We start from the raw sequence: 26,451 nt of genomic DNA on the forward strand, positions 1-26,451 counted from the left end.
GTTCGGAATTCTCGCTCATCTGAGCGAAAATTTGTGAGCCAGGCCACTTCGCGGGTAAAAGGGTGACAAAAATGCCCTTCTTCCCATGGTTCTTGTCGTCGCCCGGATCTAACCTGTGCGCCATGGAAACAGCCGTCGCGCCGGCCGACGCCGGTGCGCTGGAACGATTGACCGTCAGTATCGGCGGTCACCACCACAGCGCGCTCGCGGCCGGGCCCGCCTCGGGTGAGCTCGTCCTGCTGCTGCACGGCTGGCCCGAGTTCGCCGACTCCTGGACCGAACAGCTCCACGCCCTCGGCGAGGCCGGCTACCGCGCGCTGGCCGTCGACCAGCGCGGCTACGCGGCGGGCGCGCGCCCCGAAGGCGTCGAGCACTACACGCTCGACCACCTGGTCGGCGACGCCCTCGCGTTCGCCGGCAGCCAGGGAGCGGACCGCTTCCACCTGGTCGCCCGCGACTGGGGCGGCATGGTGGCCTGGGCCCTCGCCGCGGCCCACCCGGACCGCCTCCGGTCCCTGACGGTGCTCTCGACGCCCCACCCGTCCGCCCTCCAGCGCGCGGTGGCCACCGACGACGGCCAGTTCCACGACCTCGGCTACATCCGCTTCTTCCGGCGCGCGGTCGGCAAAGCCGAGAATTTCCTCTTACGCGACGAAGCCGCGCAATTACGGGCTGTTTACAACCGCCGCATTCCGAAAGCAATCGTCGAAGGCACGGTGACGCGCCTTTCGGAACCGGGCGCCCTGACGGCGACGTTGAATTGGTACCGCGGAGCCACGAACGACGAGTTCGACATCCCGGCGGGCCGCATCGAGGTCCCGACGCTGTACTTGTGGGGCCGCGAGGACCCGTACCTCAGCCAGAGCGCGGCCGAGCAGACGGTCCACCACATCGACGCGGAGTACCGCTTCCAGATCATCGAGGGCGCCAGCCAGTGGATGGCGATGGAGGTCCCGGACGAGGTGAGCGCGCTGCTGCTGGACCACCTCCAGCGGCACTAGGCACCGGCCGGCTTGCGGACCAGCCCGGTGTAGCCGACCAGCGCGAGCGTGGCCAGCGCCCAGATCGCGGCCTGGACCACCCAGATCGCCACCGTGAACACCTGGCCGGAGCCGACGCCGGTGTCGAGGTCGCACCGCCCGCGCACGCCCGGGGACAGCGGCAGCCCGCGGTCCAGCCCGACGCCGATGAGCTCCACCGTCGTGCACGGCGTGCCCACCGGTGCCTCGAAGGTCGCGACGCGCTCGGCGGCTCGGTGGCTCCCGTCGCCCACGTGCCCGGCCCAGAACCCGAGTCCCCCGGCGGCGACCACGGCGAACAGCAGCGCGGCGGCCGCCCGCCGCGCCCGGTAGCCGTACCCGGCGAAGAGGCCCCACAGCCGGTGGAACCACCGCGCCGGCCACCCGCCGATCGCCTGGGGCGCCCGCCGCCGCAGGTCCCGCTGCTGGGCGATGAGGACGGCCCGGGCATGACCGTCGTGCCCGTGCGCGCGTTCCGCCGCGGCCAGCCGCTGGTACGGCCCGGGGCGGTAGCCCGCGGTGCGCGACCCGATCAGCTCCAGCCACTCCCGCCAGGTGATCTCTTCGAGCGCGCCGAACCGGAACCCGTCGACGAACACCAGACCGGCGGAGGCGACCACCTCGACGGGGAAGAAGACCGGCCCGTCGACCACGGTGTCCTCGAGGCTCACGAGCGTCCCGCCCTCGCGGTGGACGATCCCCGCGCCGGTGAAGCTCAGCTGGCCACCGACGTGGGCGCCCAGCAAGCCGACGGTCGCGGAACCGCCGGCACCGGTCGCCCGCAGCCCGCTCAGCGCCAGGCTCGCCCCGACCCGGCACCGGTCGCCCAGCAACGCCGGTCCCCGGTCGTTGGTGACTTCGGCGCCGTCGAAGGTCACCCTGCCGTCGACCCGCGCCCCCATCAGGCTCACCGCGCCCACCTCCGACGAGCACGTCGCCCGCAGGCCGGTGAGGTCGAGTTCGTTGCCGACGCGGAGGTCGTCGGCGCTCAGCGCGGGACCCGACCCGTTCGCGCACACGGCGCCTTCGGCCAGCAGCTGCCCGCCGATTCCGGCCGCGTGCGCCCGGATCGCCCCGCGGTCACCGGCGCCGGTGGCGTGCGTCCCCGCCAGGTACAGGTTGTCCTCGACGCGCAGCCCGTCGGCGTAGAGCGCCGGGCCGGTGTCGCTGGTGAGCCGGGCGTCCTCGATCGTCGCCTGGCCGCCGATCCGGGCGCCGAGCAGGCGGAGCGTGCCCACCTCGCCGGACCCGGTCGCCGTCACCCCGTCGAGGCGCAGGGAGCCGTCGACGCGGAGCCGGTCGGCGCTCAGCGCCGCGCCGGTGTCGTTGGCGAGCTCGGCGCGCTCGAGGTCGACGTGCCCGCCGACGTGCGCCCCGATCAGGCAGAGGGCGCCGTACTCGCCCGAACCCGACGCCCGCACGCCTTCGCCGGAGAGGGTGTCGCCGACCCGGATGCCGTCGGCGCTCAGTGCGCGCCCGCCGTCGTTGACGACCACGGCGCCGTCGAAGAGGAACTGCCCGTCGACCCGCGCGCCGGTCAGGCTGATCGTGGCCGCCCCGGAGCCGGTGGCCGTGACCTCGGCGAGGCGAAGCTCCCCGGTGTGGAGCCGGTCGGCTTCCAGCGCGGTTCCGCCGCCGCCCCGCAGCGTGCTCCCGGTCAGGTCGGCCTCCCCGAGCCGGGCGCCGAGCAGGCGGAGTTCCCCGGTCACCGTCGCCTCGATCAGGCGCAGATCACCCTCGACGACCAGGCCGTCGGCGTTCAGCGCGGGCCCGGACTCGTTGGTGATCTCCGCGTCGCCGAAGTCCGCTTGCCCGTCGACGTGCGCGCCGAGCAGCCGGACCGCACCGAGTTCGCCGGCCCCGGTCGCCCGCAGGCCGACGGCCCGCAGCTGTCCGCACCGCAGCCCGTCGAGGTAGAGCGCGGGCCCGTCCGCGCCGGTGAACTCCGCGCCGGAGAGGTGGGTCCGGCCGGCGATCCGGGCGTCCAGCAGGCAGAGCGCGCCGTACTCCCCGGAGCCGGCCATCCGGGTGCCCGCCAGGCGCAGGTCGTCCACCCGCAGGCCCTCGGCGTCCAGCGCACACCCGGAGCCGCCGGTCAGCTCGCTGCCGGACAGGTCGAGCCACGGCAGCCGGGCGTGCTGGGCACTCATCGGTTCGGCGAGCACGCAGTCCACCAGCGCGAGCCCGGCAACGGCCTCGACGTCGTCGAGGTCGAGCTCCCCGGTGATCCGGGTTCGTTCCACCCGCACCCCGCGGGGGTCCACCGGGCCCCGGAGGCCGAGCAGCAGTTCACGCAGCACGAGCGCCCGCACCGGGGCGTCGGCCGCGAGCGAACGGCCGTGCCGGGCGGCGTCGAGCAGCTGCCGCTCCGGTCCGGTCAGCTCGTCGACGACGGGGAGCGGCGGGTACTCGGTCACCCCGTGAACTGACCAGGCGGCCGCAGGGCGTCGAGCAGCAGGTCCGCGTAGTGGTCGCCGATCTGGCGGGCCGTCAGCGAGCCGCTCCGGCGGTACCACGACCCCAGGTGGTGCACGGACCCGAAGAAGAAGTCCACCACCACGTCGGCCGGCTTGTCCGTGCGGAACTCGCCCGAGGCCTGGCCCTCCTCGATCAGCCCGCGGAACCGCTCGTGGTACTTGCGCCGCTCCGCCCGCACCGCCTTCTGCTTGTCCGGGGACAGCTGGTGCATCGACTGCAGGAAGATCGTGTTGTCGTCGAGGTTGTCGATGCTGGACACCACGACGTCGGACGCCGCGGCCGCCAGCCGCTCCCGCAGCGGCGCGTCCGACGAGGCCACGCTCTCCAGCTGGCGGGTCTGCTCACGCAGGACGCGCGCGTAGATCTCGTAGAGCAGGTCGTCCTTCGAGCCGAAGTAGTGGTACATCGCGCCCTTGGTGACGCCCGCCGCCTCGACGATCTCCTGGACGGACGTGCGGTCGAAGCCCTTCTTGGCGAACAGCTTCGTGGCGTGTTCCAGCAGCCGCCGGGGCACGGCGGCCTGGTCGTCGCCGGTGGCCTCGCCCGGCTTGCGGGTGTTTGCTCGGGTCACCGCGGTACCCCCTCTCAGGACGCATCAGGATAACGCCACGACAGAAACCGCCGCGGGTTGTCCACGAGCATCGTCGTGATGTCCGGTTCGGACACCCCGCGTTCCCGCAGCGCCGGCAGGACGTCCCGGGTGATGTGCAGGTAGTGCCAGTTCGGCGCGATCGTGGGCAGCTGCGCGGCGGGCAGCCAGTCGATGTAGCAGGACGCGTCGTGCGAGAGCACCATGCTGCCCGCGTACCCGCGTTCGCACAGCGCCGCGACCGTGTTCACCCGCTCCTCGAACGGCAGCAGCAGGTCCAGGCCGAACCGGTCCATCCCGAGCAGCGAGCCGGCGTCGGCGAGCTCGGTGAGGTACCCCAGGTCCGTCGAATCGCCCGAATGCCCGATCAGCACCCGGGTCAGGTCGACGCCTTCGGCCGCGAAGATCTCCTGCTGCTCCAGCCCGCGCCGCGTGCCCGCGTGCGTGTGGGTCATGATCGGCGCGCCCGTCTCGACGTGCGCCTTCGCCACCGCGCGCAGCACGCGTTCGACGCCCGGCGTCACCCCCGGCTCGTCGGTCGCGCACTTGAGCAGGCCCGCCTTGACGCCGGTGTCCGCGATGCCTTCGCGGAGGTCCCCGACGAACATCGCGATCAGCGGGTCCTCGCCCTGCAGCAGCGTGCCGGGCCCGCGGAAGTGCAGGTAGTGCGGCACGTCGTTGTAGGTGTAGAGCCCGGTCGCGACGACGATGTTGACGTCGACCTCGGCGGCGACGCGCTGCACGCGCGGGATGTAGCGGCCGAGCCCGATCACCGTCGGGTCGACGATCGTGTCGATCCCGGCTTCTTTCAGCTCCTTCAGGCGCCGGATCGCTTCGGGGACGTGCTCGTCCTCGCGGAACCCTTCGTGCTCCGGGTAGTTCTCGGCGAATTCGGGGCTGAGCACGAAGAGGTGCTCGTGCATCAGCACCCGGCCCAGCGCTTCCGGCGCGATCGCGCCGCGAACCGTTTCGATCACCGCGCTACCCCCGGGCCCGCAGCTCGCGGCGCAGGATCTTGCCGCTCGTGGTCTTCGGCAGCTCGTCGAGGACTTCGATGGTGCGCGGGTACTTGTAGGCGGCGAGCCGTTCCTGGCACCAGGCGACCAGCTCCGCGGGATCGGGGGTCGCCCCGGGCGCCGGGCTGACGTACGCCTTGACCGTCTCGCCGCGGTAGGGGTCGGCGATCCCGACGACGGCGGCCTCGCGGACCGCCGGGTGCGTGTACAGCACGTCCTCGACCTCGCGCGGCCAGACCTTGAAGCCGGACGCGTTGATCATGTCCTTCTTGCGGTCGACGACGTAGACCCAGCCGCGCTCGTCCATGAAACCGATGTCGCCGGTGAGCAGCCGCCCGCCGGGCAGGGCCTCAGCGGTGGCGTCCGGCCGGTTCCAGTAGCCCGAGACGACCATCGGGCCCTCGACGGCGATCTCGCCCGCCTGGCCGGGCGGCAGTTCCTCGCCGTTCTCGCCGAGGATCCGGACGATCGTGTCCGGCACCGGCAGGCCGATCGAGATGGTCCCGGATTCCGGGTCGATCGGCGCCTCGAGGGTGCCGGGGACGACGACGCAGCCCGCCGTCGTCTCGGTGAGGCCGTAGCCGTTGTGGATGTAGTGCCCCGTCTTCGCCCGGAAGGCTTCGACGACGGCGGGCGGCAGCGCGGCGCCGCCGGAGTACAACAACGCGAACGAATCGAAGTGCTCGCGGCTGAACGACGGGTGCGCCATCAGCGCCATGTAGGCCGTGGACGGCCCGACCGTGTACGACGGACGGTGCTCGAGGAACGCGTCGAGCACGACCCCCGGCTCGAAGCGGTAGGCCAGCGCCAGGGTGCCCTCGATGTCGATCGCGGAGCCGAGCTCGCAGACCATGCCGGTGATGTGGAACAGCGGCGCGAGCCCGAAGAGCGTCGACCCGGCGGGCAAGCCGCTGAACGAGCCGAGGCCGGCGGCGTTGGTGCCGATGTTGCCGTGGGTGTTGGTGGCGCCCTTCGGCGTGCCGCTGGTGCCGGAGGTGTAGCTGATCAGCGCGGTGTCGTCGAGGGCGAAGCCCGGCTCCGGCGGCTTCGGGCCTGGCGTCGCCGCGGCTTCGAGGAGCTCGGTCGCGCCCGGTGTCTCCTCCTTTTCCACCTTGGCCAGGACGCGCTCATCGTCACGGGTCTGGAACTCGAGTTCGCTGGTGGTGAGCGCGATGCCGACGCCGCCCGCGGCCGCGGTCTCGCCGACGTAGGCGTTCCAGCCGCGCTGCGAGCAGACGACCGCCTTGACGCCGGCGTCGGTGAACACGTGGGTGAGCTCGCGTTCGCGGTACATCGGGTTGACCGGCACGACGATCCCGCCGGCCTTCCACGCGCCGAGCAGGGCGATGACGAACTGCGGGATGTTCTGCAGCACCAGGGCGAGCCGGTCGCCGCGGGCGAAGCCGTGGGCCGCCAGGTACCGCGCGACGCCGTCGGAGAGCTCGTCGACCTCGCGGTAGGTCAGCCGCGCGTCGAAGTACGCGATCGCGGCCCGGTCCGGGACGTGGTCCACGGCCCGGCGGAACGACTCGGGCAACGTCGTCGGCTTCGCCGGCCCCGCGGCCCGCACCCGTTCGTCGTAGCTCGCGAGCCAAGGCTTCGCGTCGTACCAGCTCATCCAGTGACCTCCTTTGGACACCGACCGGTCGGTATGCCGACGCTAGGAGGACACCGCGGCCCGCGTCAAGCCCGCACAGGCACGCCGAAATCGTGCACGACAATTCCCGTGCACCACTGAATCACTAAAAGCAAATGCAGCCAGATGCCGCCGTCACAGAGGTACACGTACCCCGGTTCGAAATGGTTCATATCTTCTTTTTCGCCTGGATCACACTGGACAAACCCCTGGTCCAGAGGCCACCATGGCGTCGGCGACCAGATTGGTCCGCCCCATCAGAGAACCCCGCCGTATCCCCCGAACACGGCGGAGTACCCATATGTTCACGCTAACTCACGCACGAAAACGGAGTCATTCATGCCTGCTTCCGGTGGACGACACCGCCTATCCCGGCGGACGAAGATCGCGACGGGCGCCTTCGCCCTCGCGATCGCGGGCGGCGCGCTGGTGATCGCCACGACCTTCGGTGACCCCGGCGCCGCCAACGCCGCCTCGGGCGGTCAGGCGGCGGCCGGCCAGATCACCTGTCCCGACGTGGCGAGCAAGCTCCCGGCCATCCCCGCGCAAGCCCAGGCCGAGGTGCAACGCAACCTGGACCTGCTGAACACCCAGATCGCCGAAGCCAACAACCGCCTGCAGACGACCGTCGGCCAGGGCGGCCCGAACTTCGTGCAGAACGCCATCCTGGGCCCGCTGGCGGACAAGCGGAAGTCCACGATCGACCGCATCGCCATCTCGATCGGGCGCCGGGCCGAGAAGCCGCAAGGCCTCGACAGCCTGGCCACGTGCTCGGTCGGCGGGCAGTCCGGCACGGGCGCCGGTGCCGGTGCGGCGGCTCCCGCGCCGGCTCAGGGCACGGGCAACGGCGGCCAGAGCGGCAACAACGGCCAGAACGGGAACACCGGCAACACCGGCAACGCCGGGGTCGGCCAGATCTCCTGCCCCGACGTCGAAAGCAAGCTCCCGGCCATCCCCGCCCAGGCCCAGGCGGAGGTGCAGCGCAACCTCGAGCTGCTGAACACCCAGATTGCCGAAGCCAACAACCGCCTGCAGACGACCGTCGGCCAGGGCGGCCCGAACTTCGTGCAGAACGCCATCCTCGGCCCGCTCGAGGACAAGCGCGTGGCGACGATCAACCGGATCGCCACCGCCATCGGCCGCAACGCGGCCAAGCCGCAGGGTCTCGACGCGCTCGCGCCCTGTAGCCGGTGACACCGGGGTCCGGCGGGGGGTGCGCCCCGCCGGACCCGCGTCTCACCGGGCCAGCAGCGCGCTGATCCGCAGGAAGGTCCGCGCGGTCATCGTCACCCGCACTTCCGTGGTGACGACCGGATCGAATGCGAACGACGTCGGGTCGTTCGAGCCGGTCCCCCACGTGATCCGCAGGTTCCGCACCGGCTCGAAGCCCCGGGCGGTGCGGCAGGTGACTTCGACGGCGACCGGCAGCCCCAGCTTGGCGTCCACGACGAAGTTCGCCGTGACGGCGCTGATCCGCTGGGCCGACGGCCAGGTCAGGGACACCCAGTCCTCGGCTCGCGGCCTGCTCACCGCGTTCAGCGTCGAAGTCGCCGGTTTGACGTAGTAGTTGGACCAGGCGGTGGCCGGGTTCCCGTCCAGCATCGCGGCCGGCAGCGTGTCCGGGGCGCCCGAGTAGCTCGCGTCCGCCGTCGAAGCGGCCGGGACCACGGGGGTCTCGACGGCGCGCGCTCCCGGGCCGTTGCGCTGGCCGAGGGACGTGCCGGGCAAGGTGAGCTTCCCCGGCGTCAGGCCCGGGGCGCTCGCCGTCACGGTGATCTGCCCCCGCCCGCCGGTCGCCGCGACGACGGCGACGGCCAGCCCCTTGAACGCCGGGATCGCCGGCTGCTGGTAGCTCTGGGCCAGTTCCTGCCGTCCGTTGTCGACGCCGGCGACCCGGCCGGGGCCGGCGACGGTGAAGCGCAGCACCGGCCCGTCACCGGGCACGACGACCCCGTGGGCGTCCACGACCGACGCCGTCACGAACGTCATCGCCCCGGCCACCACGCCGCCACCGGGCGCGTCCACGCTCAGCTTGACCGCGCGCGGCGGCCCGGCCGTGACGAGCCGGTCGCGCGCCACCTCGCGGCCGCCGGCCCGGGCGATCGCGGTCAGCGTGCCGGGTTCGAAGGGCACGGTCCAGGTCAGGTGCAGCTTGCCGGTGCTGCCGTTCGGGCTGGTGTAGCTGCCGGACGGGTCGTTCTTGTCGTCACCGGCCGGCTCGCTCGTTTCCAGGTACGGCCGCCCGTCCACAGTGGTCTTGCGATCGAACTTCTTGACGCCCAGCGACTTCCCGTTCAGCACCAGCTCGACGGTGTCCACGGTGGAGTAGACCCACACCGCGACGGGTTCGCCGGGCCGGTGGTTCGTCCAGTCCATCGGGGTCAGGTGCACCATCGGCGCGGTGGTCCACTGGCTGCGGAAGAGGTGGAAGGCGTCCTTGGGCAGGCCGGCGCTGTCGATCGCGCCGAAGAAGGACGTCTTGACCGGGAAGACGTCGTACGGCGTCGGCTCGCCGAGGTAGTCCTGCCCGGACCAGAGGAACTGGCCCTGGCAGAACTTCCGGTCGCGGTCCTTCTTCAGCGAGTACTCGCCGCTGAACGTCCACGAAGCGAGGTTGTTGTCGTACGACGACGTCGCCCGCTTGCCCGGGGTGTGGTTCTCACCGGTGTTGAGCAGGTCCGGGTCCTGGTAGACCCCGCGCGTCGAAGTCTCCGACGACGACTCGGATTCGAAGAAGAACTTGTCCGGGTACTGCTTGTGCAGCCCGTCGATGGACTGGGCGGTGTTGTAGTTGACGCCGAGACCGTCGAGCTGCTTGAGGATGAGGTCCTGCGGCGAGCCCGGCGCGGGCACACCGCGGTAGCGGTCCGAACCCATGACGATCGGCCGGGTGGCGTCGATCGCGCGGACCACGGCGATCAGGTCCGCCGCGATCTGCGGGCCGCCCGCCATCGACGCGTCCGGCACCTCGTTGCCGATCGACCACAGCACGACGGCGGGCGAGTTCTTGGCCGCGTGGACCATCTCGGCGATGTCGCGCCCGCTCCACTCGTCGAAGTCGCGGTGGTAGTCGTACTCGAGCTTGCCGGTCCGCCAGCAGTCGAACGCCTCGACCATCATCACGATCCCGAGCCGTTCGCAGACCGTCACCAGCTGCGGGTCCGGCGGGTTGTGCGCGGTCCGCAGCGCGTTGACGCCCATCGCGAGCATCAGCCGCATCTGGTGCTCCAGCGCGGCCGGGTCGATCACCGCGCCGAGCGCACCCTGGCTCGAGTGCAGGTTGACGCCGCGCAGCTTCGTCGGCACGCCGTTGAGCGAAAACCCGTTGTCCGGGTGGAATTCGGTGTAGCGGAAGCCGAAGTCCGCGGTGGTCGTGTCGAGCACGCGCCCGGCGACGACGACGTCGGTGCGCAGCCGGTACAGCCGGGGTGCGCCGATCGACCACAGCTGGGGCCGCTCGACGCGCAACCCGGTCACCGCTGGCACCGTCCGCCCGCCGGGTACCGCCACGGTCGTCGAGCCGGTCGCCACGACGCGGCCCGCCGGGTCGGTGACGGTCGTGCGCACCTCCGCGGTGACCGGGGCGCCGGCGTCGTTGACGACGTCGGTGGCGACCCGCACCGTGCCCCGGCCGGCGGCGATGTCGGGCGTGGTGACGAACGTGCCGTGCCGGGCCACGTGCACCGGCTCGGTCACCACCAGGCGGACGCGCCGGTAGATCCCGCTGCCGGAGTACCAGCGGCTGCTGGGCAGCGGGTTCGTCGCGCGCACGGCGAGCACGTCCGGCGTCCGCCCGTCGGTGTGCAGCCGGCCGGTGAGGTCGAAGGCGAACCCGGTGTAGGCGTACGGGTGGTGGCCGAGCAGCTCGCCGTTCAGGTACACGTGGGCGTCCGAATAGACGCCGTCGAACTCCACCGACACGCGCTTGCCCGCGAGCGACGGCGGCAGCGTGAACGTCTTGCGGTACCAGCCGAGCCCGCCGCGGAAGAAGCCGGAACCGCTGCTGGTGCCCTTGCCGGTCGGCGGGAGCTCGATGCTCCAGTCGTGCGGGAGGTCGACGGCCTGCCACGCCGAGTCGTCGAAGCCGGGCTTCGGGGCGTCGGCGAAGCGGCCACCGGGATCGGTGACGCCGTCCGGATTGGCCAGTGCGAACCGCCAGCCGGTGGTGAAATCGCTTTCTCGCGCCGGCCCCGGCTGGGCGAGCACGTCGGTGGCCCGGGCGACCGGCGCGACGGCCGACACGGCGACGGCGGCCCCGGCCCCGCCCAGCACCACCCGTCTGCGGAGACCGTTCGGTTCTGCTTCCGGCATCGGGTGAGCCCCTTCCAGCGCGGCGACGTGCGGGCGGAAAGCACTATGGCACAGAGGTTTCCGGACAATCAAAGAGTTCGATAATTTCGAACTCGGCGCTCGCTCGCCGCTCCGGGGCGTGACTTCTCGCCAAGCGACCGCTTAGTATGGTGTCCGACGCGAGGAGGCGACGATGTCCATTGTGGATGGCGTGCGGTACGAGGCGGACGGCGCGGTCGCGACGTGCACCTTCGACAAGCCGGACCGCAGCAACGCGATGGACGTGCCGATGCAGGCCCGCTACGGCGCCTTGCTGCGGCAGGCCGACGCCGACCCGGAAGTCCGCGCGGTCGTCGTCACGGGGGCGGGCCGGGCCTTCTGCCCCGGCGCCGACCTGGGGTTGCTCGGCACGATCGCCGCGCGGCCCCCGGTCGAGGACAACTTCCGGGACGTGCTGGCGGCGGCGTCGGTGGGCGTCCCGGTGATCGCCGCGGTCAACGGCGGCTGCGCCGGTCTCGGCTTCGTCATCGCCTGCTCGGCGGACGTCCGGTTCGCGGCCGCCGGCGCGAAGTTCACCACCGCGTTCGCCCGCCGCGGCCTGATCGCCGAGTACGGCATCGCGAAGCTGCTCCCGGAGCTCGTCGGCCAGGGCCGGGCCCGCGACCTGCTGCTGTCCGGGCGGACGTTCACCGCGGAACAGGCGCTGGACTACGGCCTGGTCCAGGAGGTGGTCCCGCCCGGCGAGCTGGTGGCACGCGCGCACGCGTACGCGACCGAACTGGCGACGTACAGCGCACCGCGATCGATGGCGGTGATGAAGGCGCAATTCGCGCGGGAGGCGCTGCTGCCGCTTGCGGAGGCGGCTCGCTCGGCCACCGAGCTGATGATCGAGTCGTTCGGCCGTCCCGAGCTGGCGGAGGGGCTGGCCAGCTGGAACGAGCGCCGTCCACCGCGGTTCCCGCCGCACCGATGAGCTTTCGGCGTCCCGGTCGTCAGTACCGGCATGGCCAAGTTGCTCTACGCGTTCAGCTGCTCGATCGACGGTTTCCTCGCCGGCCCGGGCGGCGACATGTCCTGGTTGACGCCACACCTGCACCCCGACCCGGCGGTCGACGCCCTGATCCCTCGCATCGGAGCCCTGCTGGTGGGCCGCCGCACGTACGACGGCGACGACCCACACCGCGGCGGCCCGGGTGAAGGCAAGGCCTTCGGGGGCGGCTGGGAGGGGCCTCAGTTCGTGCTCACCCACCGGCCCCCGGCACCGGTTCCCGGCGTCACCTTCGTCGGCGACCTGGCTTCGGCGGTCGCCGCGGCCAAGGAGGCGGCCGGGGAGAAGTACGTCAACGTCCTCGGGGCCGACGTGGCCCGGCAGTGCCTCGAAGCCGGTCTCCTCGACGAAATCCTCGCCCTGCCGGTCCCGGTGCTCCTCGGCGACGGCGTCCGGATGTTCGACCGTCCCGGCGGTGGCACGATCGAGCTGGAACGCCTGCGCCCGAACTGGTACCGGGTGATCCACTAGAGGGTCGAGATGCGGACTCACCGGGCGGGGACCGAGCCTCGGCACCGGCCCGGAAAATGTTACGCCCATCAGTTCCGGCGCAGCGCGGTACGCTCTCGACCTGAGCGACGTAACATCACGACTTCTCCGCACACTGGTCAACGGATGGACCGAGAAAGGTGTCACATCTCGGTCACGTCGATTGGGAGGCACTGATGTTCGAGAAGCTTTCAGCGGCTGCGAATCGCGCCCTGGCGGAGGCTGCGAAACATGCAACGAGCATGTCGGCCGACGACATCGGACCCACACACCTCCTCCTCGGCCTGGCCGATGACCCGCAAAGCGTCGCCGGTACTGAATTGACTGAAGCAGGCGTCAATCTCGAACCTCTTCGACGCCTCGTTTCCGCAGCCCCGAGCACAGAAACCACGAAATCGAAACCTCTCGCACTGGCGCCCGACCTGTGGCGCATACTCGACGCCGCAGTACGAACCAGCGCATCAGCCAACGCCGACCTGGTGACGACGGGCCACATCTTGCAGGCGGCTATCGCTGATCAAGGCAGTGAGGTCCTGCAACTCTTGAGCGAGCTGGGGTTGTCAGTACCGTCAATCGCCGGACTACGCTCAGCGGATTTGACGCAACGCGGCACCAAAACTTCAGCCGAATACGAAGGGGTGCCGACAGTCAGGGATTTCGATCTTATCAGCGCGTCTGACGGCCCGCTCGACGACGAGGAGACCAGGCGCATTGGCGACACCGAACTCCGCCGCATGAGAGACCATCACCCAAGACGTCGGCGCGATAACTGAGGAGTGACGAGGAGTCTCAAGGTTGCAAGGTCGACAGCGCCGACGTCGACCCTGCAACCCGTTCGACACGCAGACTGGTCGCCCGTCACAGAACCCTCTGGCAGCAGCATGTCGACATAGTGAGTTATCTGGTAGTAGCCCGAACAGTTGAGCTCACCAGCGCAGGCGAAGTGGCCGACCGATCCGCGCGCGACACACGGGTTGGCTGCCGGATAATCACACTCGCCAAGATTGCCGGTATCCCTCTCAGTATTATCGATATAAAGCTTGGCAATGTCGGACAGATAATCCATCGTCTGCCCCTGGACAGTGGGCGTACATATGACACTGGAACTGTAGAACGTTTCAGTGGTCTCCAGAACACTAAGGGCGCCGGGCTATATTGAGCGCCGATATTGCCCTTGACATCCCCATAGTCGCAACCATTGCCAGGCGGGTCAGCGAAGGGAGCCACCACCTGCCCAGTCCGACTACTCACCGCTCTCAATTTAAAAAGTGCAGCCTGGCTTGCCTTATCGGCCTTGAGTTGATAATTGACTACCACAGGCCGATCGCTCGCATTAGCCAACCCACACCAGAAACAAGCATGGACAGGCACACGCCAAGCAATGGCAGCAATCTTCGAAGCGAACTTCTCAACATTACTCCCCCTTTTTCAATTATCTCCAGCCGTGGCGGAACGAGTCCTTTTTGCCGAAACACCAGTCAAGGTCATCGACATCTGTCACAATCCACGCCCCGCCTCGAATGCGGTGCGAATTCCGCACCTCGAGCGGCACGCGCCTGGCCGCACCCGGGCACCGCCGTGGCCGCATGGAACCGGTCTGTGGCCGGAGAGCGGGAAGCCGTCGCAGGTCGAAGTGTCGGATGACCCGTCCCGGGGTCACTGTGACCGGTCGGCATCCGTCCGCAGTCGACTTGAAGCCCGCCACGGCGTGGTCGAAACGCGCCGCCACCGATACCGGGCTGACCGTCGGCGGCCTGGACCCAGCCGAGATCCGGTGACCGATCCCGGCCTGCCGACGTCGCCGAGCGAGTTCGTCCATGCGGTGCGGCTGCTGCTCCCCCGGCCGCACCGAGCCGGTCGCCGCCGGTGCGAGCGGTGAAGCAGCACGCTCACAGCTCCCCGACGGCCTCCTCGACCTTGCGCTGCAGCTTGTTCATCCCGCCGAGCCACCGGTCGGTCTCGGTGGCGCGCGCCGCGTAGTAGCCCGCGACCTCGGGGTGGGGCAGCACCAGGAACCGCTTGTCCTCCATGGCGGCGAAGAGCGCGTCGGCGACCTGCTCCGGCTCGATCGCCGAGGCGCCCATCAGCAGCCGGCCCGCCGTGCCGGTGCTCTCCAGCATCGCCGTGCGCACGCCCTGCGGGCAGATCGCCTGCACCGTGATGCCGCGGTGGCGGTAGGTCGCCGACAGCCATTCCGCGAACGCCAGCGCGCCGTGCTTGGTCACCGAGTACGGCGCCGAGCCGAGGCTGGTCAGCAGGCCGGCCGCCGACACCGTGGCGACGAAGTGGCCCCGGCCGCGCTCGAGCCACGCCGGCAGCAGCAGGTTCGCCGCGCGGACGTGCGACATGACGTTGACGTCCCAGGTGCGCGCCCACACCTCCTCGCCGCTCTCCGCGCCGCCGAAGGGCGCGATGCCCGCGTTCGCGCAGAAGACGTCGATCTCGCCGAGCGTCGAGCGGGCGCTGTCGATCAGCTCCGTGACGCCGTCCAGGCTCGCGACGTCCCCCGCGAACGCCGTCCCGCCGACCTCGGCCGCGATCTCCGCGGCCTTGTCCCCGTCGAGGTCGGCCACGACGACCCGGGCGCCGTCGGCCGCGAAGCGGCGGGCCAGCGCGGCACCGATACCGCCGCCGCCCCCGGTGACGACGACGCCGGTCACAGGCCACCGCCCAGGGTCACGCCGCCGTCGAGGACCACCGTCTGGCCGGTGATCCAGCCCGCGTCGTCGGACAGCAGGAACGCCACCGCGCCCGCGATGTCGGCCGGCACGCCGAGCCGCTTCATCGGGTACGCCGCGGCGACCTCCTCCTCGCGGCCCTCGTACAGCGCGGTCGCGAACTTCGTCTTGACCACCGCCGGCGCGACGGCGTTGACGCGGATCTTCGGCCCCAGCTCGGCGCCGAGCTCGACGGTCAGCCGGATCAGCGCCGCCTTGCTGACGCCGTACATGCCGATGCCCGGCGAAGCGCCGAGGCCGGCGACGGAGGCGACGTTGACGACGGCGCCGCCGTGCTCCCCCATCCACGCGTCGCGGGCGCGCTTGGTCCAGCCCAGCGGCGCGAGCACGTTGACGCCGAGGATCTTCGCCGCGGCGGCCGGGTCGATGTCCAGGGTCGGGCCGTAGACGGGGTTGATGCCGGTGTTGTTGACCAGGTAGTCGAGCCGGCCGAAGGTCTCGATCGCCTTGGCGACCGTCTCGTCCTGGTGGTCGGTGTCGTCGGCCTTGCCCGCCACGAACATGGCGACGTCCGGGCCGCCGAGGGAGCCGACCGCCTCTTCGAGGGCCTCCGGCTTGCGGGCGGTGAGGCAGACCTTGGCGCCGCGCTCGACGAGCGTCTTCGCGATCCCGAGGCCGATGCCCCGGCTGGCCCCGGTGACGATCGCGACGCGATCCTTGAACGAGTTCACGGCAGGCGGTCTCCTTCGGCTGTGGTGCCCGGCACATACCAAGCAGTCGGTCAGTGGCCATTATGCGCGATGCGGCCCGGGTCTCAAGGCGGACACCCGTCACACCCGCCGGTCACCGCACGCGGAGCACGAGCTTGCCGGTCGTCGAACCCGATTCGATGCGGCGGTGCGCGGTCACCGCCTCGGCCAGCGGCAGGGATTCGACGTCGACGCGCAGGGTGCCGTCCGCAACGGCCGCGACGGCGCGGCGCACGGCCTGCCCCACGGTTTCCGGTGCCACGGCGGAAAACGCGGCGAGGTTGAACCCCGACACGGTCTTGGTGGTGAACCACAGCTCGTTGGCCGGGATGCCGACGTCCTCGGCGCCCGAGGCGTTGCCCATGACCACCAGGCGCCCCATCGGGGCGAGCCGGTCCAGGCTCGCGCGGCGCGCCGGACCGCCGACCATGTCCACCACGACGTCGAACTCGCCGGTGCCGGCCACCTCGTCGCGCAGGACGACCTCGTCGTAGCCGAACGCCTTCGCGGCGGCGATCTTCGCTTCGCTCCCGACCGTGCCGACCACCCGGCCGGCGCCGAGCAGGCGCGCGACCTGGCCCAGCTGGCTGCCCACCCCGCCGGCGGCGGCGTGCACCAGGACGCGTTCGCCGCGTTCCAGCCTGGCCACGCGCTCGAGGACGAGGAAGGCCGTGGTGCTGTTGGACGGCACCGCCGCCGCCACCTCGAGATCGGTTCCGCGCAGCGGGGCCACCAGCGCGGCGGCGGTGGTGACCACCTCGGCGTAGCCCCCGCTCGCCACGATCGTCAACGCGGCGACCGGCTCCCCCACCGACAGGCCCTCGACGCCTTCGCCCAGCGCGCGGATCCGCCCGGAGACCTCGATGCCGGGGACGAAGGGCAGCGGGACGTCGACGACACCCTGCCGGTAGAGGACCTCGGCGAAGTTGGCGCCGGCGTAGGCGACGTCGATCGAGACCTCGCCCGGCCCGGGCTCCGGCACCGCCACGGTGTCGAGCCGCAGGACCTCGGCGGGGCCGAACTCGGGGATGGTGACCGCCTTCATGCTGTTCGTCATGGCCTCGATCCTGCGGCGGCCGGGAGCACCGGACCAGGCCCGGCCCAGCCTGGGTCCGCCAGGACCAGGTTCAGCGCGGGACCAGCGAGAGCACCGCCTCGACCAGCTCCGGGCCGTCGAGCAGCACCGGGTCGTTGTGGTCGGCACCGGGGATCTCCACCAGCCGGGCCGACGCCGCGGCCGCCACCTCGCGGCTCTGGGACGGCGGGACGATCGAGTCCCGGCCGCCTGCGACCACCACGGCCGGGACGTGGAGCTGCGCGGCCTGCTCCTTGACCGGGAAGCGGTCGCGCAGCAGCAGGCGCACCGGCAGGTACGGGTAGATTTCCGCGCCGACCGCCGCGAGGTCGACGAACGGCGACCGCAGCAGCAGGCCCGCCGGCGGGTGTTCGAGGGCCAGCTCCGTGACGACGGCGGAGCCGAGGCTTTCGCCGAAGTAGATCAGGCGCCCGGGCGGCACCCGCCGGTCCTCGGTCAGGAAGCGGTGGGCCGCGCGGACGTCGAGGGCCAGGCCGTCCTCGCTGGGATGGCCCGGATTGCCGCCGTACCCGCGGTAGTCGAGCAGCAGCACGGCCAGCCCGGCCTGCGCGAGCTTCGCGGCCAGCGGCGCCCGGCCGGCCCGGTTGCCGCCGTTGCCGCCCGCGACCAGCACCGTCGCCGCCGGGTCCCGGCCGGCCGGGCGCAGGTACCAGGCGCCCAGGTCCAGACCGTCGGCCGTGCGAAGGCGGATGTCCTCGGCCATCGTTTCAGGGGTGCGGGTGGCGAAGCCCCCGCTCCGGGGCGGAGCCCCGGTTGTCACAGCGCCTGGCAGCACGCTCGCGGCGGCGGGCACCGGCGCGGGGTCCGGCAGGTAGATGAGCCGCCGCTGGACCGCCCAGAAGGCGGCCAGCAGGAGCACGAGGACGACGACGGCCACCACCAGCACCCGCACGAGCACCGTCCTGGTCAACGTGACCTCCAGCCCCACGGGAAACAACGGCGACCCGGTCACGTTGTACCCCGGTGATGACTTCGCCACTCGAATTCTGCGTCCTCGGCGACTCGCTGGCGGCCGGCGTCGGCAGCAGCCGGGAGGACGACACCCTCGGCCGGCGGCTCACCCGCCGCCTGCGCGACGCGGGCCACACCGTGCGGCTCCGGAACTTCGGCGTGCCCGGAGCCCGCTCGGCCGACCTCGAACGCCAGGTCGGCGTCGCCCTCGGCGAGCGGGTGGACCTGGCCCTGATCGTGATCGGCGCGAACGACCTCGCCGGGTTCGTCTCCCCCGCCGTCGGCGCGCGGCAGCTGCACGACGCCGTGGCGCGGCTGGTCCGCGCCGGCGCCCGCGTCATCGTGGTGCCGGCGCCCGACCTGGGGATCGTGGCGCGCGTACCCGGGCCCTACCGGCAGCTGGTCTCGGCGGCCAGCGGCCACTACGCGCAGGCCCAAGCCGAGGCCGCCATCCGGGCCGGGGGTGCCGTGGCCACCGCCGGCCCCGAACTCGCCGCCCGCTTCGCCGCCGACCCCGCGTTGTTCTCCGCCGACCGGTTCCACCCCTCGTCGGCCGGCTACGCCGTGATCGCCGAAGGCCTGGCGCCACACGTGCTGGCCGCCGCCGCGCACCTGGCCGCCTGAGCCGGTTTTGCCCGGCTTTAACCGGCGCCCGGCAAGATCGGTTCCGCCAGGCGGTCGGAGCGAGGGGTGGGGGTCCGGAGCTCACCGGCAGGGGGGACCTGCCGGTCGAGGGTGCCGGTCGCCTGGCAGCCAGGGGGGTACTGGGGGAGCTCTTCCCGCGTCCATCGTGACGCGCGCTGCGGGCTGGGGGCCTGCAGCGCCCGCCCCTTCCGCTCCAGGGAGAGAGGGCAGAACATGTACCGATCAACCCAGCGCGCCGCCATCGTGGGCGCGATCGCGGCCAGTGCGCTCGCACTCGCCGCACCGGCCGCATCGGCCACCGTGCAGGGCGGTGTCTCGAAGACGTGCAACACCATCAACACCTGCTCGACCGAGCCATCGGTCTGGTTCCAGGGCGGCACCCTCTCGGTCGACGCCGACGTGCACGGCACCGGCCCGGCCCAGTGGGTCGTCCGCAGGGACAGCGGCGGAACCGTCTGCCAGTCCGGGTTCGCCGCCGAGGACCCGGCGCGATCCTGGGTCTGCAACAACGTGTCCGCCGGGTGGCTGTACGGCATCGTCTCCGGCGGCTCCCCGAGCGTGAACATCGGCCTCCGCTGGTAACACCCACCGAGAGAAGGAGAAACACCATGAGGACGCTTCGCTTCTTCACCCGTTCCGTGGCTCGCAGCCTGCGTACCCGGGAACTGGGCGCCGCCTGGCGCTTCTACTACGAGATCTACTGATCACCACCGCGGCCGGGGTCTCCGAACCCCGGCCGCGGCGTTTTCCCCGGGAGACCTCCGTGCGCCAAGCCACCGCCGAAGCCGGTGCGTTCCTGACCGACCCGCTGACCGCCCTCGACGACTGGGCCGGTGACGGCATCGCGATCCGCCGGTTCGAACCGGGCCGGTACCTGGTGTCCGGCGACGAGCTCGTCCGCACCGCGCTGGCCGGGACCACCACGCCGTTCGAGGCGAAGGCGGCGACCTTCGGGGCCGTCGCCGGGTGGGTGCCGGGCTCCGAACGCAGCCGCCCGGTCAACGCCGCGCTGGCGCGGGAACTGGACCGGGCCTGGCAGGCCGTGCCGGCCGGGCGGATCGGCGCCGAGCTCCGGCGGTCCGCCGAAGCCGGGGAGGCGTGGCCGGGCGCGCTGGCGACGAGCTACCTGCGGCTCTTCGGTGAGCAGCTGTTCCCCGGCTTGCCTCCGCGGGCCCGGCAGACGCTGCGGGACGCCCTCGCCGCGTCCGACGGGCTCGACCGCACCAGCACGACACTGCGGCGGCTGAAGGGCCGGCTCGCGCACAGCCGGGCCGACGCCGCACTGCACCGCTGGGCGGCGGATCACACCGGGCCGCTCCTCGATGCGCTGCGGACCGCGCTCGGCTCGGCGGACGACGTGGCGCTGGCCCTGCACGGCCTGGTCGGCGCGGTCTGCCGGGCCGCGGCGATGGTGTTCGCCTGGACCGTCCTGCTCGACCGGGGCTGGCGGCCCGGGACACCGGCGGGCACGGTACTGCGGGCCGCCCCGGTGACCGAGCCCGCCGACCACCGCGTCCGGGAGGCCCTGCGGCTGTGGCCGGTGGCCTGGCTGCTGTCGCGCAAGGTCACCGCGGCCACCGAACTGGGCGGGGTCCGGCTGGTCCCGGGCGACCGGCTGTACCTGTGCACCTACCTCCTCCACCGCGACCCGGACTTCTGGGCCGGGCCCGGCGAGTACCGTCCCGGCCGCTGGGCCACCCCGCCCGAGGGCCACAAGGCCCGCTACCTGCCCTACGGCTTCGGCAGCGCCGCCTGTGTCGGCTCCCGGTTCGTGAACCAGGCGACGGCGAAGGTGCTCGAGTGCGCCGACGCGCTCGCCGGCTTCGGCCTGCGGATCATCGAACCCGAGCCGGTGTTCGGCTCGCTGCTCTCCCCGCCGGTGGTGCGGCCCGTCCCGCCGGATTGACCGATTCCCGCTACCCTCACCCGCGGGATGACCGGTTCGTCCGGTCTGCGGGGGGTGCGGAAGAAGTGCTCAGCTTCGGGGTGCTGGGACCGTTGCGGGTCCAGCGGGACGGCGAGCCCGTCCCGGTGACCGGGCCCAAGGTGCGGGCCCTGCTGGCGGCGTTGCTGATGCGGGCGAACACGCCGGTGTCGCTCGAGCGGCTCACCGAGCTGCTGTGGGGCGACGACCCGCCGGAGACCGCGCGCAAGAGCATCCAGGTGCACGCGGTCCGGCTGCGGCGGGCGCTCGGCGAGGGCGTCGTCGAGACGCAGCCGACCGGCTACCTGCTGCGCGTGCGGCCCGACCGGCACGACCTGCTGCGGTTCCGCGAGCTCACCGCCGCCGCGCGGGCCGAGCCGCGGCCGGACGCCGAAGGCGAGCTGCTCGCCGCCGCGCTCGCCTGCTGGCGCGGCCCGGTGCTCGCCGACGTCCCCGCCGAGGTGCGCAGCCGGGTGGACGTCGACCAGCCCGCCGACGAGCGCCTGCGCGCGCAGGAGCGCTACTTCGAGGTCTGCCTGGAGCTGGGCCGGACCGGTGAGATCACCGACGAGCTGGCGCGGGTGACCCGCGAGCACCCGTGGCGGGAGGCGTTCTGGGCGTTGTACCTGGAGGCCCTGCACCGGTCGGGCCGCCGCGCCGACGCCCTCGAGACCTACCGCGAGGTGCACCGGATGTTCACCGGTGAGCTGGGGGTCGGTCCCGGCGAGCGGCTGCGGCGCGCCCACCGGGCCGTCCTCGCCGACGAGGCACCCGCCGGACCGCCCGCGGTCGCGCAGCCGGAGTTCCGGCCGCGGCAGCTGCCCCCGGACGTCGCCACCCTGGTCGGCCGGGCCGCGCTCATGTCCACTTTGGACGAGACCGTGGGCCGCGCGACCGGCACGCACCCGCCGATCGCGCTGCTCGTCGGGCCGGCCGGCGTCGGCAAGACGACCGCCGCCGTGCACTGGGCCCACCGGGCCGCGCGGCACTTCCCGGACGGCCAGCTCTTCGCCGATCTCCAGGGCTACTCGGCGGTGCCGGCGCTCGCGCAGCTCGAGGTGCTGACCCGGTTTTCGCACGCGCTCGGCGTCCGGCCCGGCCAGGTGCCGACCGAGCTCGCCGACGCCGCCGCGCTCTACCGCTCGGTGCTCGCCGACCGGCGGGTGCTGATCGTGCTGGACAACGTGGCCGGGCCGGACCAGGTGCGCGCGCTGCTGCCCGGGAGCCCGGGCTGTGCGGTGCTGATCACCAGCCGCGACCGGCTCTGCGGCCTGGCCGCCACCGTGGACACCCGGCTGGTGGAGCTGGCCGAGCTGCCGCCGGACGATTCGCTCGCGCTGCTCGCCTCGGTCGTCGGCGAGGAGCGTGTGGCCGCCGAGGACACTGCCGCCCGCGAGCTGGTGCGGCTGTGTGCCGGGCTGCCGCTGGCCCTGCGGATCGTCGCGGCGAACCTCGCGCTGTGGCCGGACCGGTCGCTGCACGGCTACCTCGCCGAACTGGCCGGGCCCGACCTCGAGCAGCTCGGCGTCCGGCGGCCCTTCGACCTGTCCTTCGACGCCGTTTCCCCGGCGGCGGCCCGGTTCTTCCGCCTGCTCGGGCTGGTGCCCGGCGCCGACGTCGGCGTGGCGGGCGCGGCGGCGCTGGCCGGCGTGGCCGAGCCCCACGCCGGCCGGCTGCTGTGGGAACTGGCCGCGAGCCACCTGGTGCAGTCCCGCGGCGGCGGCCGGTTCGGCCTGCACGACCTGCTCCGCGCCTACGCCGCCGAGCGGGCGCGCGAGGACTTTCCGGCGGCCGAGCGGACGGCCGCTCTCGACCGGCTCTTCGGGTATTACCTGCGTGCCGCGGCCGGCGCGGCGACCGCGCTCTACCCGGACCTGCAACGGCTGCCCGGCGCGCCGGAGGGCGGCGAGGCCGTCGAGCCGGCCGAAGCGCGCCGGTGGCTGCTGGCCGAGCACGGCAACGTGCTCGCCGCGATCCGCCGGCCGGCCGGGCCGGAGCCGGGGCCGTTCGCCTGGCGGGCGGCCGACCTGCTGCGCGGCTTCTTCCACTCGCACCGGCTGGACGCCGAATGGCAGGCGGCGGCGACCGCCGGGCTGGCCGCCGCGCGGCGGGCCGGGGACGAGCGGGCGGCCGGGGCGATGCGGCACAGCCTCGGTGCGCTGGCCTGGAGCCGCGGCGACTACGAAACGGCGCTCGCGGAACTCGAAGCCGCCCAGGCGGCCTACCGCGCCGCCGGGTCCCGCGAAGGCGCCGACTCGGTCCTGCACGCGCTCGGCGTCGTGCACCTGGACCTCGGCCGGCTCGACCGGGCGATCGAGCACTTCACCGCCGCGCTGGCGGGCACGCTCCGCAGCGGCGCGTCGATCCGGGCGGCGAACGGGCTGATCAACCTCGGTGCGGTGCTCATCGAACACGGCCGGCTCGCCGAAGGCGTCGAGCACAACGAGCGCGCGCTCGAGCTCTGCCGCCGGCTCGGCTCACCGCACGCGGCGGCGATCGCGCTGTGCAACCTCGGGTACGGCTACCGCGTGGCGGGCGACCTCGCCCGGGCCGGGACCGTGCTCACCGAAGCACTGGAAGCGTTGCGGGAGCTGGGTTCCCGGGACGACGAGGCGGACGCGCTGGTCCGGCTCGCCGCGGTGCACCGGGTGACCGGCGACCTCGACCGGGCGTGGCCGGCCGCCCGCATGGCGGTGACGGTGGCGCGCGAGGCGGGCAACCAGCGGTTCGAGGTGGACGCGCTCGGCGCGCTCGGCGACCTCCACCGCCAGGCGGGTGACCCGGCCGCGGCGCTGGCGCAGTACACCGAGGCCCACCGCCTGGCGGAGAAGATCGGCTACCTGCGCGGCGCGATCGCCACCCTGATCGGTCTGTCCACTGTGGATCCTGCCGACCCGGCGGCGCACGCCGAGGCGGCGTTGCGCGAGGCCGAGGAGGGCGGCTTCGGCCTGCTGGCCGAGCAGGCCCGGACCAGCCTGGCGCGGGTGTTCCTCAACGCGGGTTCCCCCGAGGCCGCGGAACGGCTGGCCGTTCAGGCGATCGCCGGCTTCCGGGCGAGCGGGCACCGGCTGGGCGAGGCGTACGCCTTCGTGGTGCTCGGCAACGCCCGCCTGTCCCGGATCGGCCCGCCCGCGGCCCGCGAGTGCTGGCGCACGGCCGAGGAGATCCTCGCGGCCGCCGGCGAACGCCCGGTGCTGGCGGCGGTCCGGACACTGCTGGAAAAGTAAGCCGCCCCTGCCCGACCCGCCAACCGGCGTCAGCGGCGCGTGGACAACTCCGCCGGGTGCAGCTCGTACAGCGCATACGCCTTCCGGATCACCGGCTGCGCCACGTTCCGCACCCGCACCCCGCCCGGCGTCACACCCTGCTCGCACCCGAAGTGCGCGTGGCCGTGCAGTGCCAGGTCGGCGCCCACCTCGTCGATCGGCTCGCAGAGGAGGTACGAACCGAGGAACGGGTGGATCTCGGGTGGCTCGCCGTGCAGGGTGCCGGGGATCGGTGCGTAGTGCGTCAGCGCCACGACGACGTCCGTGTCGAGGGTTTGCAACGATTTGCGCAGCGAATCGGCGGAGGCCATCGTGTGCTCGACGAAGTCCTTCATCTCCCGCTCGCCGAAGCGGCTGGCGCACTTGCCGGCGAAGCCGCCGCCGAAGCCCTTGACCCCGGCGACGCCCAGGGAGCCGTCCGGCAGGTCGAAGCGGACCGCGTCGCCCTCCAGCACCTCGACCCCGGTCTCCCGGAGCAGGTTCGAGATCATCTCGCCGAGGTCGCTGTGGTGGTCGTGGTTGCCGAGCACCGCGGCGATCGGCACGCCGAGCCCGGCGAGCTCGTCGGCCACCACGCGGGCTTCCTCGATGGTGCCGTGCCGGGTGAGGTCCCCGGCCAGCAGCAGGACGTCGGCGGTGCCCGCCAGGTGCTCCAGGGCCGGCCGGAGCAGGCCGCGGGAGTCCTCGCCCAGGTGCACGTCCCCGACCGCGGCGATCCTCATCGGCCGATCTCCTCCGCGCTCGCCGGTTCGCGGACGTCGGCGACCCGGAGGTCGTTGTGCACCAGCTCCCCGGTCAGGTATTCGCCGACGACGGTATCCACCTCCGCCTTGCGGGCCGGGCAGGTGACCTCACCGCTCAGGTGGACGTGCTCGCCCCGCACGGTGACGTGCACGCCGAGCTCGGCGGTGCGGGGGTCTTCGGCCAGGGCCCGGCTGAGCCGGGCGACGAGGTACTGCGGGGGTTCGGGCACGAGTGCCTCCTTCGGGTCGATCACGGCCAGGTCGCCGAGCAGCGCCAGGAACGCCCGGGCGTACGGGGACGCCGACACCTGCACGGCGACGTCGGTCCAGTCGACCTGCTCGCGCAGGTCGCGGGCGATCCGCAGCAGCGGCGCGAAGTCGCACCGGTGCGCGCTCAGCACGAGCAGCTTGTCCACGAGCAGGTCGGTGCCGGAGACGACCGGCGCCGCCGTGGACCCGATCCGCATCAGCGCGGCGCGGTCGAGCAGCTCGTCGGTCACCGGCCGGTGGTTGGGGCCGTGGATGAGGTCCACGAGGATGTCGCCGTCGTAGACCTTCGTCAGCCAGTCCTCCGGCGGGTGCACGCGGCGCAGACCCGCGGCGGTGAGCACCTCCGCCGCCCGCTCGGCGTCGCCGGGTTTGAGGAACAGGTCGACGTCGTGGTCCGACGGCGGCCCGCCGCGGGCGTACACGGCCAGGCCGCCGGCGACGGCGAACCGGATGCCCGTGCCGTCGAGGGTGGTCACGACGCGGGTCAGGCTCTGCAGCAGCGCCTCCGCTTCCATGGCCGGGGATTACCCGCGACCGGGCCGCCCCTAACCGCCGTTCGCGGGTTGCCGCCGGATCCACGCGCGGGCCCCGTCGACCGTCGGGTGCAGCGCGAGCGTGCTGTCCAGGCGGGTGACCTGCAAGGAGCGCAGCACGGGGCGGCCGTCGGCGACCACCGCGAACGGCAGGTCCGCGACCGCGGTCTCGGTGACGAGCTCGGCGAGGACCTGCAGCCCCGCCGAGCCGCAGAAGGTGATCGCGCCCAGGTCCACGATGAGCGCCCCCGGCCCGCCCGCCAGCGCGGCCCGCGCCTGCGTGCGCAGCATCGGCGCGGTGCCGAGGTCCAGGTCCCCGGCCGCCGCGACGACGACCGCTTCGGGCACGGTGCGCACGCGCACCGTCAGTACGGGCGTCCGGTCGTCGGTCACGGGGGGCTCCTTCCGTCGCTGCTGCCCGACCTTAGAGGGGTTGCATCGTTTTGTCATCGATTTGTGGGGTAACCGGGGACGAGAGCATCCGACCCCGGGAGAGAGGACAGGCTTCGATGAGCACCGTCACCGAATCCGTCGATGTCGAGACCGACGTCACCACCGCCTACAACCAGTGGACGCAGTTCGAGTCCTTCCCGCACTTCATGGAGGGCGTCGACGAGATCCGGCAGCTCGACGACACCCACACCCACTGGAAGATCAGTGTCGGCGGGCAGACCCGCGAGTTCGACGCGACGATCACCGAGCAGCACCCGGACGAGCGCGTCGCCTGGAAGTCCGACTCCGGGCCGACACACGCGGGCGTCGTGACGTTCCACCGCCTCGACGACCGGCACACCCGGGTCACCGTCCAGCTCGACATCGACCCGGACGGCTTCGTCGAGAACGTCGCCGACAAGCTCGGCATCCTGGACCGCCGCGTCAAGGCCGATCTGGGCCGGTTCAAGTCCTTCATCGAAGAGCGCGGCGGCCGCGAAACCGGCGCTTGGCGCGGTGACGTCGCCCGCCCCGGGAACTGAGCCGGCCGGTGAGCCGCCCCGCGACCGCCCCCGCCGTCACCTGGACGGCGGGGGCGG

22 protein-coding genes are annotated in these 26,451 nt (G+C 72.5%); 10 read left to right on the plus strand and 12 right to left on the minus strand.

Annotation, left to right across the window (positions count from 1 at the left end):
• Positions 1 to 122: 122 nt before the first annotated feature.
• The gene (locus ACFVYA_RS34640; RefSeq protein ID WP_387051043.1) at positions 123 to 1,001 is read left to right on the plus strand and encodes an alpha/beta fold hydrolase; all 879 of its coding nucleotides are present in this window, start codon (positions 123 to 125) and stop codon (positions 999 to 1,001) included.
• Here the strand turns inward: ACFVYA_RS34640 and ACFVYA_RS34645 are convergent.
• The 4 genes from ACFVYA_RS34645 to ACFVYA_RS34660 are packed head-to-tail and all read right to left on the minus strand — an operon-like array spanning position 998 to position 6,720.
• On the minus strand, positions 998 to 3,436 hold the full coding sequence (locus ACFVYA_RS34645) for a hypothetical protein (RefSeq protein ID WP_387051045.1): 2,439 nt from the start codon (positions 3,434 to 3,436) through the stop codon (positions 998 to 1,000). The two genes, ACFVYA_RS34640 and ACFVYA_RS34645, sit on opposite strands and share 4 nt — an antisense overlap.
• Positions 3,433 to 4,068, minus strand: coding sequence for a TetR/AcrR family transcriptional regulator (locus ACFVYA_RS34650; protein ID WP_387051047.1), 636 nt, complete (start codon positions 4,066 to 4,068; stop codon positions 3,433 to 3,435). The genes ACFVYA_RS34645 and ACFVYA_RS34650 overlap by 4 nt, the downstream gene beginning before the upstream one ends.
• Positions 4,069 to 4,082: 14 nt before the next feature.
• Positions 4,083 to 5,063, minus strand: coding sequence for a phosphotriesterase (locus tag ACFVYA_RS34655; RefSeq protein ID WP_387051049.1), 981 nt, complete (start codon positions 5,061 to 5,063; stop codon positions 4,083 to 4,085).
• Positions 5,064 to 5,067: 4 nt separating this feature from the next.
• Positions 5,068 to 6,720, minus strand: a complete 1,653-nt coding sequence (locus tag ACFVYA_RS34660) for an AMP-binding protein (RefSeq protein WP_387051050.1) — start codon at positions 6,718 to 6,720, stop codon at positions 5,068 to 5,070.
• A gap of 357 nt (positions 6,721 to 7,077) precedes the next feature.
• On the opposite strand from ACFVYA_RS34660, the gene ACFVYA_RS34665 reads away from it, so the two are divergent.
• On the plus strand, positions 7,078 to 7,932 hold the full coding sequence (locus ACFVYA_RS34665) for a hypothetical protein (RefSeq protein WP_285990389.1): 855 nt from the start codon (positions 7,078 to 7,080) through the stop codon (positions 7,930 to 7,932).
• A 42-nt stretch (positions 7,933 to 7,974) separates the two neighbouring features.
• Here the strand turns inward: ACFVYA_RS34665 and ACFVYA_RS34670 are convergent, their stop codons facing one another.
• Positions 7,975 to 11,049 carry a glycoside hydrolase family 2 TIM barrel-domain containing protein gene (locus ACFVYA_RS34670; protein WP_387051052.1) on the minus strand — a complete coding sequence of 1,025 codons (3,075 nt, stop codon included), beginning with the start codon at positions 11,047 to 11,049 and terminating at the stop codon, positions 7,975 to 7,977.
• Between the two features lie 172 nt (positions 11,050 to 11,221).
• Here ACFVYA_RS34670 and ACFVYA_RS34675 point away from each other — a divergent pair, with 172 nt between their 5' ends.
• The 3 genes from ACFVYA_RS34675 (at position 11,222) to ACFVYA_RS34685 (ending at position 13,338) form a co-directional block, all read left to right on the plus strand.
• A complete protein-coding gene (locus ACFVYA_RS34675) occupies positions 11,222 to 12,001 on the plus strand; it encodes an enoyl-CoA hydratase-related protein (protein ID WP_387051054.1) in 780 nt (259 codons plus the stop codon).
• 30 nt (positions 12,002 to 12,031) lie between these two features.
• The gene (locus ACFVYA_RS34680; protein ID WP_387051056.1) at positions 12,032 to 12,547 is read left to right on the plus strand and encodes a dihydrofolate reductase family protein; all 516 of its coding nucleotides are present in this window, start codon (positions 12,032 to 12,034) and stop codon (positions 12,545 to 12,547) included.
• A 194-nt stretch (positions 12,548 to 12,741) separates the two neighbouring features.
• Positions 12,742 to 13,338 carry a Clp protease N-terminal domain-containing protein gene (locus ACFVYA_RS34685; protein ID WP_387051057.1) on the plus strand — a complete coding sequence of 199 codons (597 nt, stop codon included), beginning with the start codon at positions 12,742 to 12,744 and terminating at the stop codon, positions 13,336 to 13,338.
• Positions 13,339 to 14,454: 1,116 nt separating this feature from the next.
• Here the strand turns inward: ACFVYA_RS34685 and ACFVYA_RS34690 are convergent.
• The 4 genes from ACFVYA_RS34690 to ACFVYA_RS34705 form a co-directional block, all read right to left on the minus strand.
• On the minus strand, positions 14,455 to 15,225 hold the full coding sequence (locus ACFVYA_RS34690; RefSeq protein WP_387051059.1) for an SDR family oxidoreductase: 771 nt from the start codon (positions 15,223 to 15,225) through the stop codon (positions 14,455 to 14,457).
• A complete protein-coding gene (locus tag ACFVYA_RS34695; RefSeq protein WP_387051061.1) occupies positions 15,222 to 15,974 on the minus strand; it encodes an SDR family oxidoreductase in 753 nt (250 codons plus the stop codon). Before ACFVYA_RS34695 ends, ACFVYA_RS34690 begins: the two co-directional genes overlap by 4 nt.
• A gap of 112 nt (positions 15,975 to 16,086) precedes the next feature.
• Positions 16,087 to 17,049 (minus strand): zinc-binding alcohol dehydrogenase family protein, encoded by a 963-nt coding sequence (locus ACFVYA_RS34700; protein WP_387051062.1) that lies wholly within the window; start codon positions 17,047 to 17,049, stop codon positions 16,087 to 16,089.
• 70 nt (positions 17,050 to 17,119) lie between these two features.
• Complete coding sequence (locus ACFVYA_RS34705; protein ID WP_387051064.1) at positions 17,120 to 17,998, minus strand: alpha/beta hydrolase; 879 nt, start codon at positions 17,996 to 17,998, stop codon at positions 17,120 to 17,122.
• A gap of 56 nt (positions 17,999 to 18,054) precedes the next feature.
• Between ACFVYA_RS34705 and ACFVYA_RS34710 the strand changes: the two genes are divergently transcribed.
• From ACFVYA_RS34710 to ACFVYA_RS34725, 4 genes are all read left to right on the plus strand, one after another.
• On the plus strand, positions 18,055 to 18,663 hold the full coding sequence (locus ACFVYA_RS34710) for an SGNH/GDSL hydrolase family protein (RefSeq protein WP_285990379.1): 609 nt from the start codon (positions 18,055 to 18,057) through the stop codon (positions 18,661 to 18,663).
• Between the two features lie 234 nt (positions 18,664 to 18,897).
• Positions 18,898 to 19,266: a hypothetical protein gene (locus tag ACFVYA_RS34715; RefSeq protein WP_387051066.1), complete on the plus strand. Its 369-nt coding sequence runs from the start codon at positions 18,898 to 18,900 to the stop codon at positions 19,264 to 19,266.
• Between the two features lie 181 nt (positions 19,267 to 19,447).
• Positions 19,448 to 20,590, plus strand: a complete 1,143-nt coding sequence (locus ACFVYA_RS34720; RefSeq protein ID WP_387051067.1) for a cytochrome P450 — start codon at positions 19,448 to 19,450, stop codon at positions 20,588 to 20,590.
• 65 nt (positions 20,591 to 20,655) lie between these two features.
• Entirely contained in the window at positions 20,656 to 23,835 is a 3,180-nt protein-coding gene (locus ACFVYA_RS34725) for a BTAD domain-containing putative transcriptional regulator (RefSeq protein ID WP_387051068.1), read from the plus strand.
• A gap of 29 nt (positions 23,836 to 23,864) precedes the next feature.
• On the opposite strand, the gene ACFVYA_RS34730 is transcribed toward ACFVYA_RS34725, so the two are convergent.
• The 3 genes from ACFVYA_RS34730 to ACFVYA_RS34740 are packed head-to-tail and all read right to left on the minus strand — an operon-like array spanning position 23,865 to position 25,813.
• Complete coding sequence (locus ACFVYA_RS34730; protein WP_285990375.1) at positions 23,865 to 24,596, minus strand: metallophosphoesterase; 732 nt, start codon at positions 24,594 to 24,596, stop codon at positions 23,865 to 23,867.
• Positions 24,593 to 25,402, minus strand: a complete 810-nt coding sequence (locus tag ACFVYA_RS34735) for a nucleotidyltransferase family protein (protein ID WP_387051070.1) — start codon at positions 25,400 to 25,402, stop codon at positions 24,593 to 24,595. Before ACFVYA_RS34735 ends, ACFVYA_RS34730 begins: the two co-directional genes overlap by 4 nt.
• Before the next feature lie 30 nt (positions 25,403 to 25,432).
• On the minus strand, positions 25,433 to 25,813 hold the full coding sequence (locus tag ACFVYA_RS34740) for an STAS domain-containing protein (protein ID WP_387051072.1): 381 nt from the start codon (positions 25,811 to 25,813) through the stop codon (positions 25,433 to 25,435).
• A 116-nt stretch (positions 25,814 to 25,929) separates the two neighbouring features.
• Here ACFVYA_RS34740 and ACFVYA_RS34745 point away from each other — a divergent pair, with 116 nt between their 5' ends.
• Positions 25,930 to 26,394, plus strand: coding sequence for an SRPBCC family protein (locus ACFVYA_RS34745; RefSeq protein ID WP_387051074.1), 465 nt, complete (start codon positions 25,930 to 25,932; stop codon positions 26,392 to 26,394).
• Positions 26,395 to 26,451: the final 57 nt, after the last annotated feature.

Origin of the sequence: Amycolatopsis sp. NPDC058278 (assembly GCF_042881395.1) — a bacterium.
Lineage (GTDB): Bacteria > Actinomycetota > Actinomycetes > Mycobacteriales > Pseudonocardiaceae > Amycolatopsis.

Bases quoted from the DNA above. Each gene is read 5' to 3' on its own strand.
- ACFVYA_RS34685 (WP_387051057.1), top strand. From the start codon at position 12,742: ATGTTCGAGAAGCTTTCAGCGGCTGCGAATCGCGCCCTGGCGGAGGCT.
- ACFVYA_RS34640 (WP_387051043.1), top strand. From the start codon at position 123: ATGGAAACAGCCGTCGCGCCGGCCGACGCCGGTGCGCTGGAACGATTG.
- ACFVYA_RS34745 (WP_387051074.1), top strand. From the start codon at position 25,930: ATGAGCACCGTCACCGAATCCGTCGATGTCGAGACCGACGTCACCACC.
- ACFVYA_RS34680 (WP_387051056.1), top strand. From the start codon at position 12,032: ATGGCCAAGTTGCTCTACGCGTTCAGCTGCTCGATCGACGGTTTCCTC.
- ACFVYA_RS34700 (WP_387051062.1), bottom strand. From the start codon at position 17,049: ATGACGAACAGCATGAAGGCGGTCACCATCCCCGAGTTCGGCCCCGCC.
- ACFVYA_RS34715 (WP_387051066.1), top strand. From the start codon at position 18,898: ATGTACCGATCAACCCAGCGCGCCGCCATCGTGGGCGCGATCGCGGCC.
- ACFVYA_RS34660 (WP_387051050.1), bottom strand. From the start codon at position 6,720: ATGAGCTGGTACGACGCGAAGCCTTGGCTCGCGAGCTACGACGAACGG.
- ACFVYA_RS34665 (WP_285990389.1), top strand. From the start codon at position 7,078: ATGCCTGCTTCCGGTGGACGACACCGCCTATCCCGGCGGACGAAGATC.
- ACFVYA_RS34670 (WP_387051052.1), bottom strand. From the start codon at position 11,049: ATGCCGGAAGCAGAACCGAACGGTCTCCGCAGACGGGTGGTGCTGGGC.
- ACFVYA_RS34675 (WP_387051054.1), top strand. From the start codon at position 11,222: ATGTCCATTGTGGATGGCGTGCGGTACGAGGCGGACGGCGCGGTCGCG.
- ACFVYA_RS34730 (WP_285990375.1), bottom strand. From the start codon at position 24,596: ATGAGGATCGCCGCGGTCGGGGACGTGCACCTGGGCGAGGACTCCCGC.
- ACFVYA_RS34735 (WP_387051070.1), bottom strand. From the start codon at position 25,402: ATGGAAGCGGAGGCGCTGCTGCAGAGCCTGACCCGCGTCGTGACCACC.
- ACFVYA_RS34710 (WP_285990379.1), top strand. From the start codon at position 18,055: ATGACTTCGCCACTCGAATTCTGCGTCCTCGGCGACTCGCTGGCGGCC.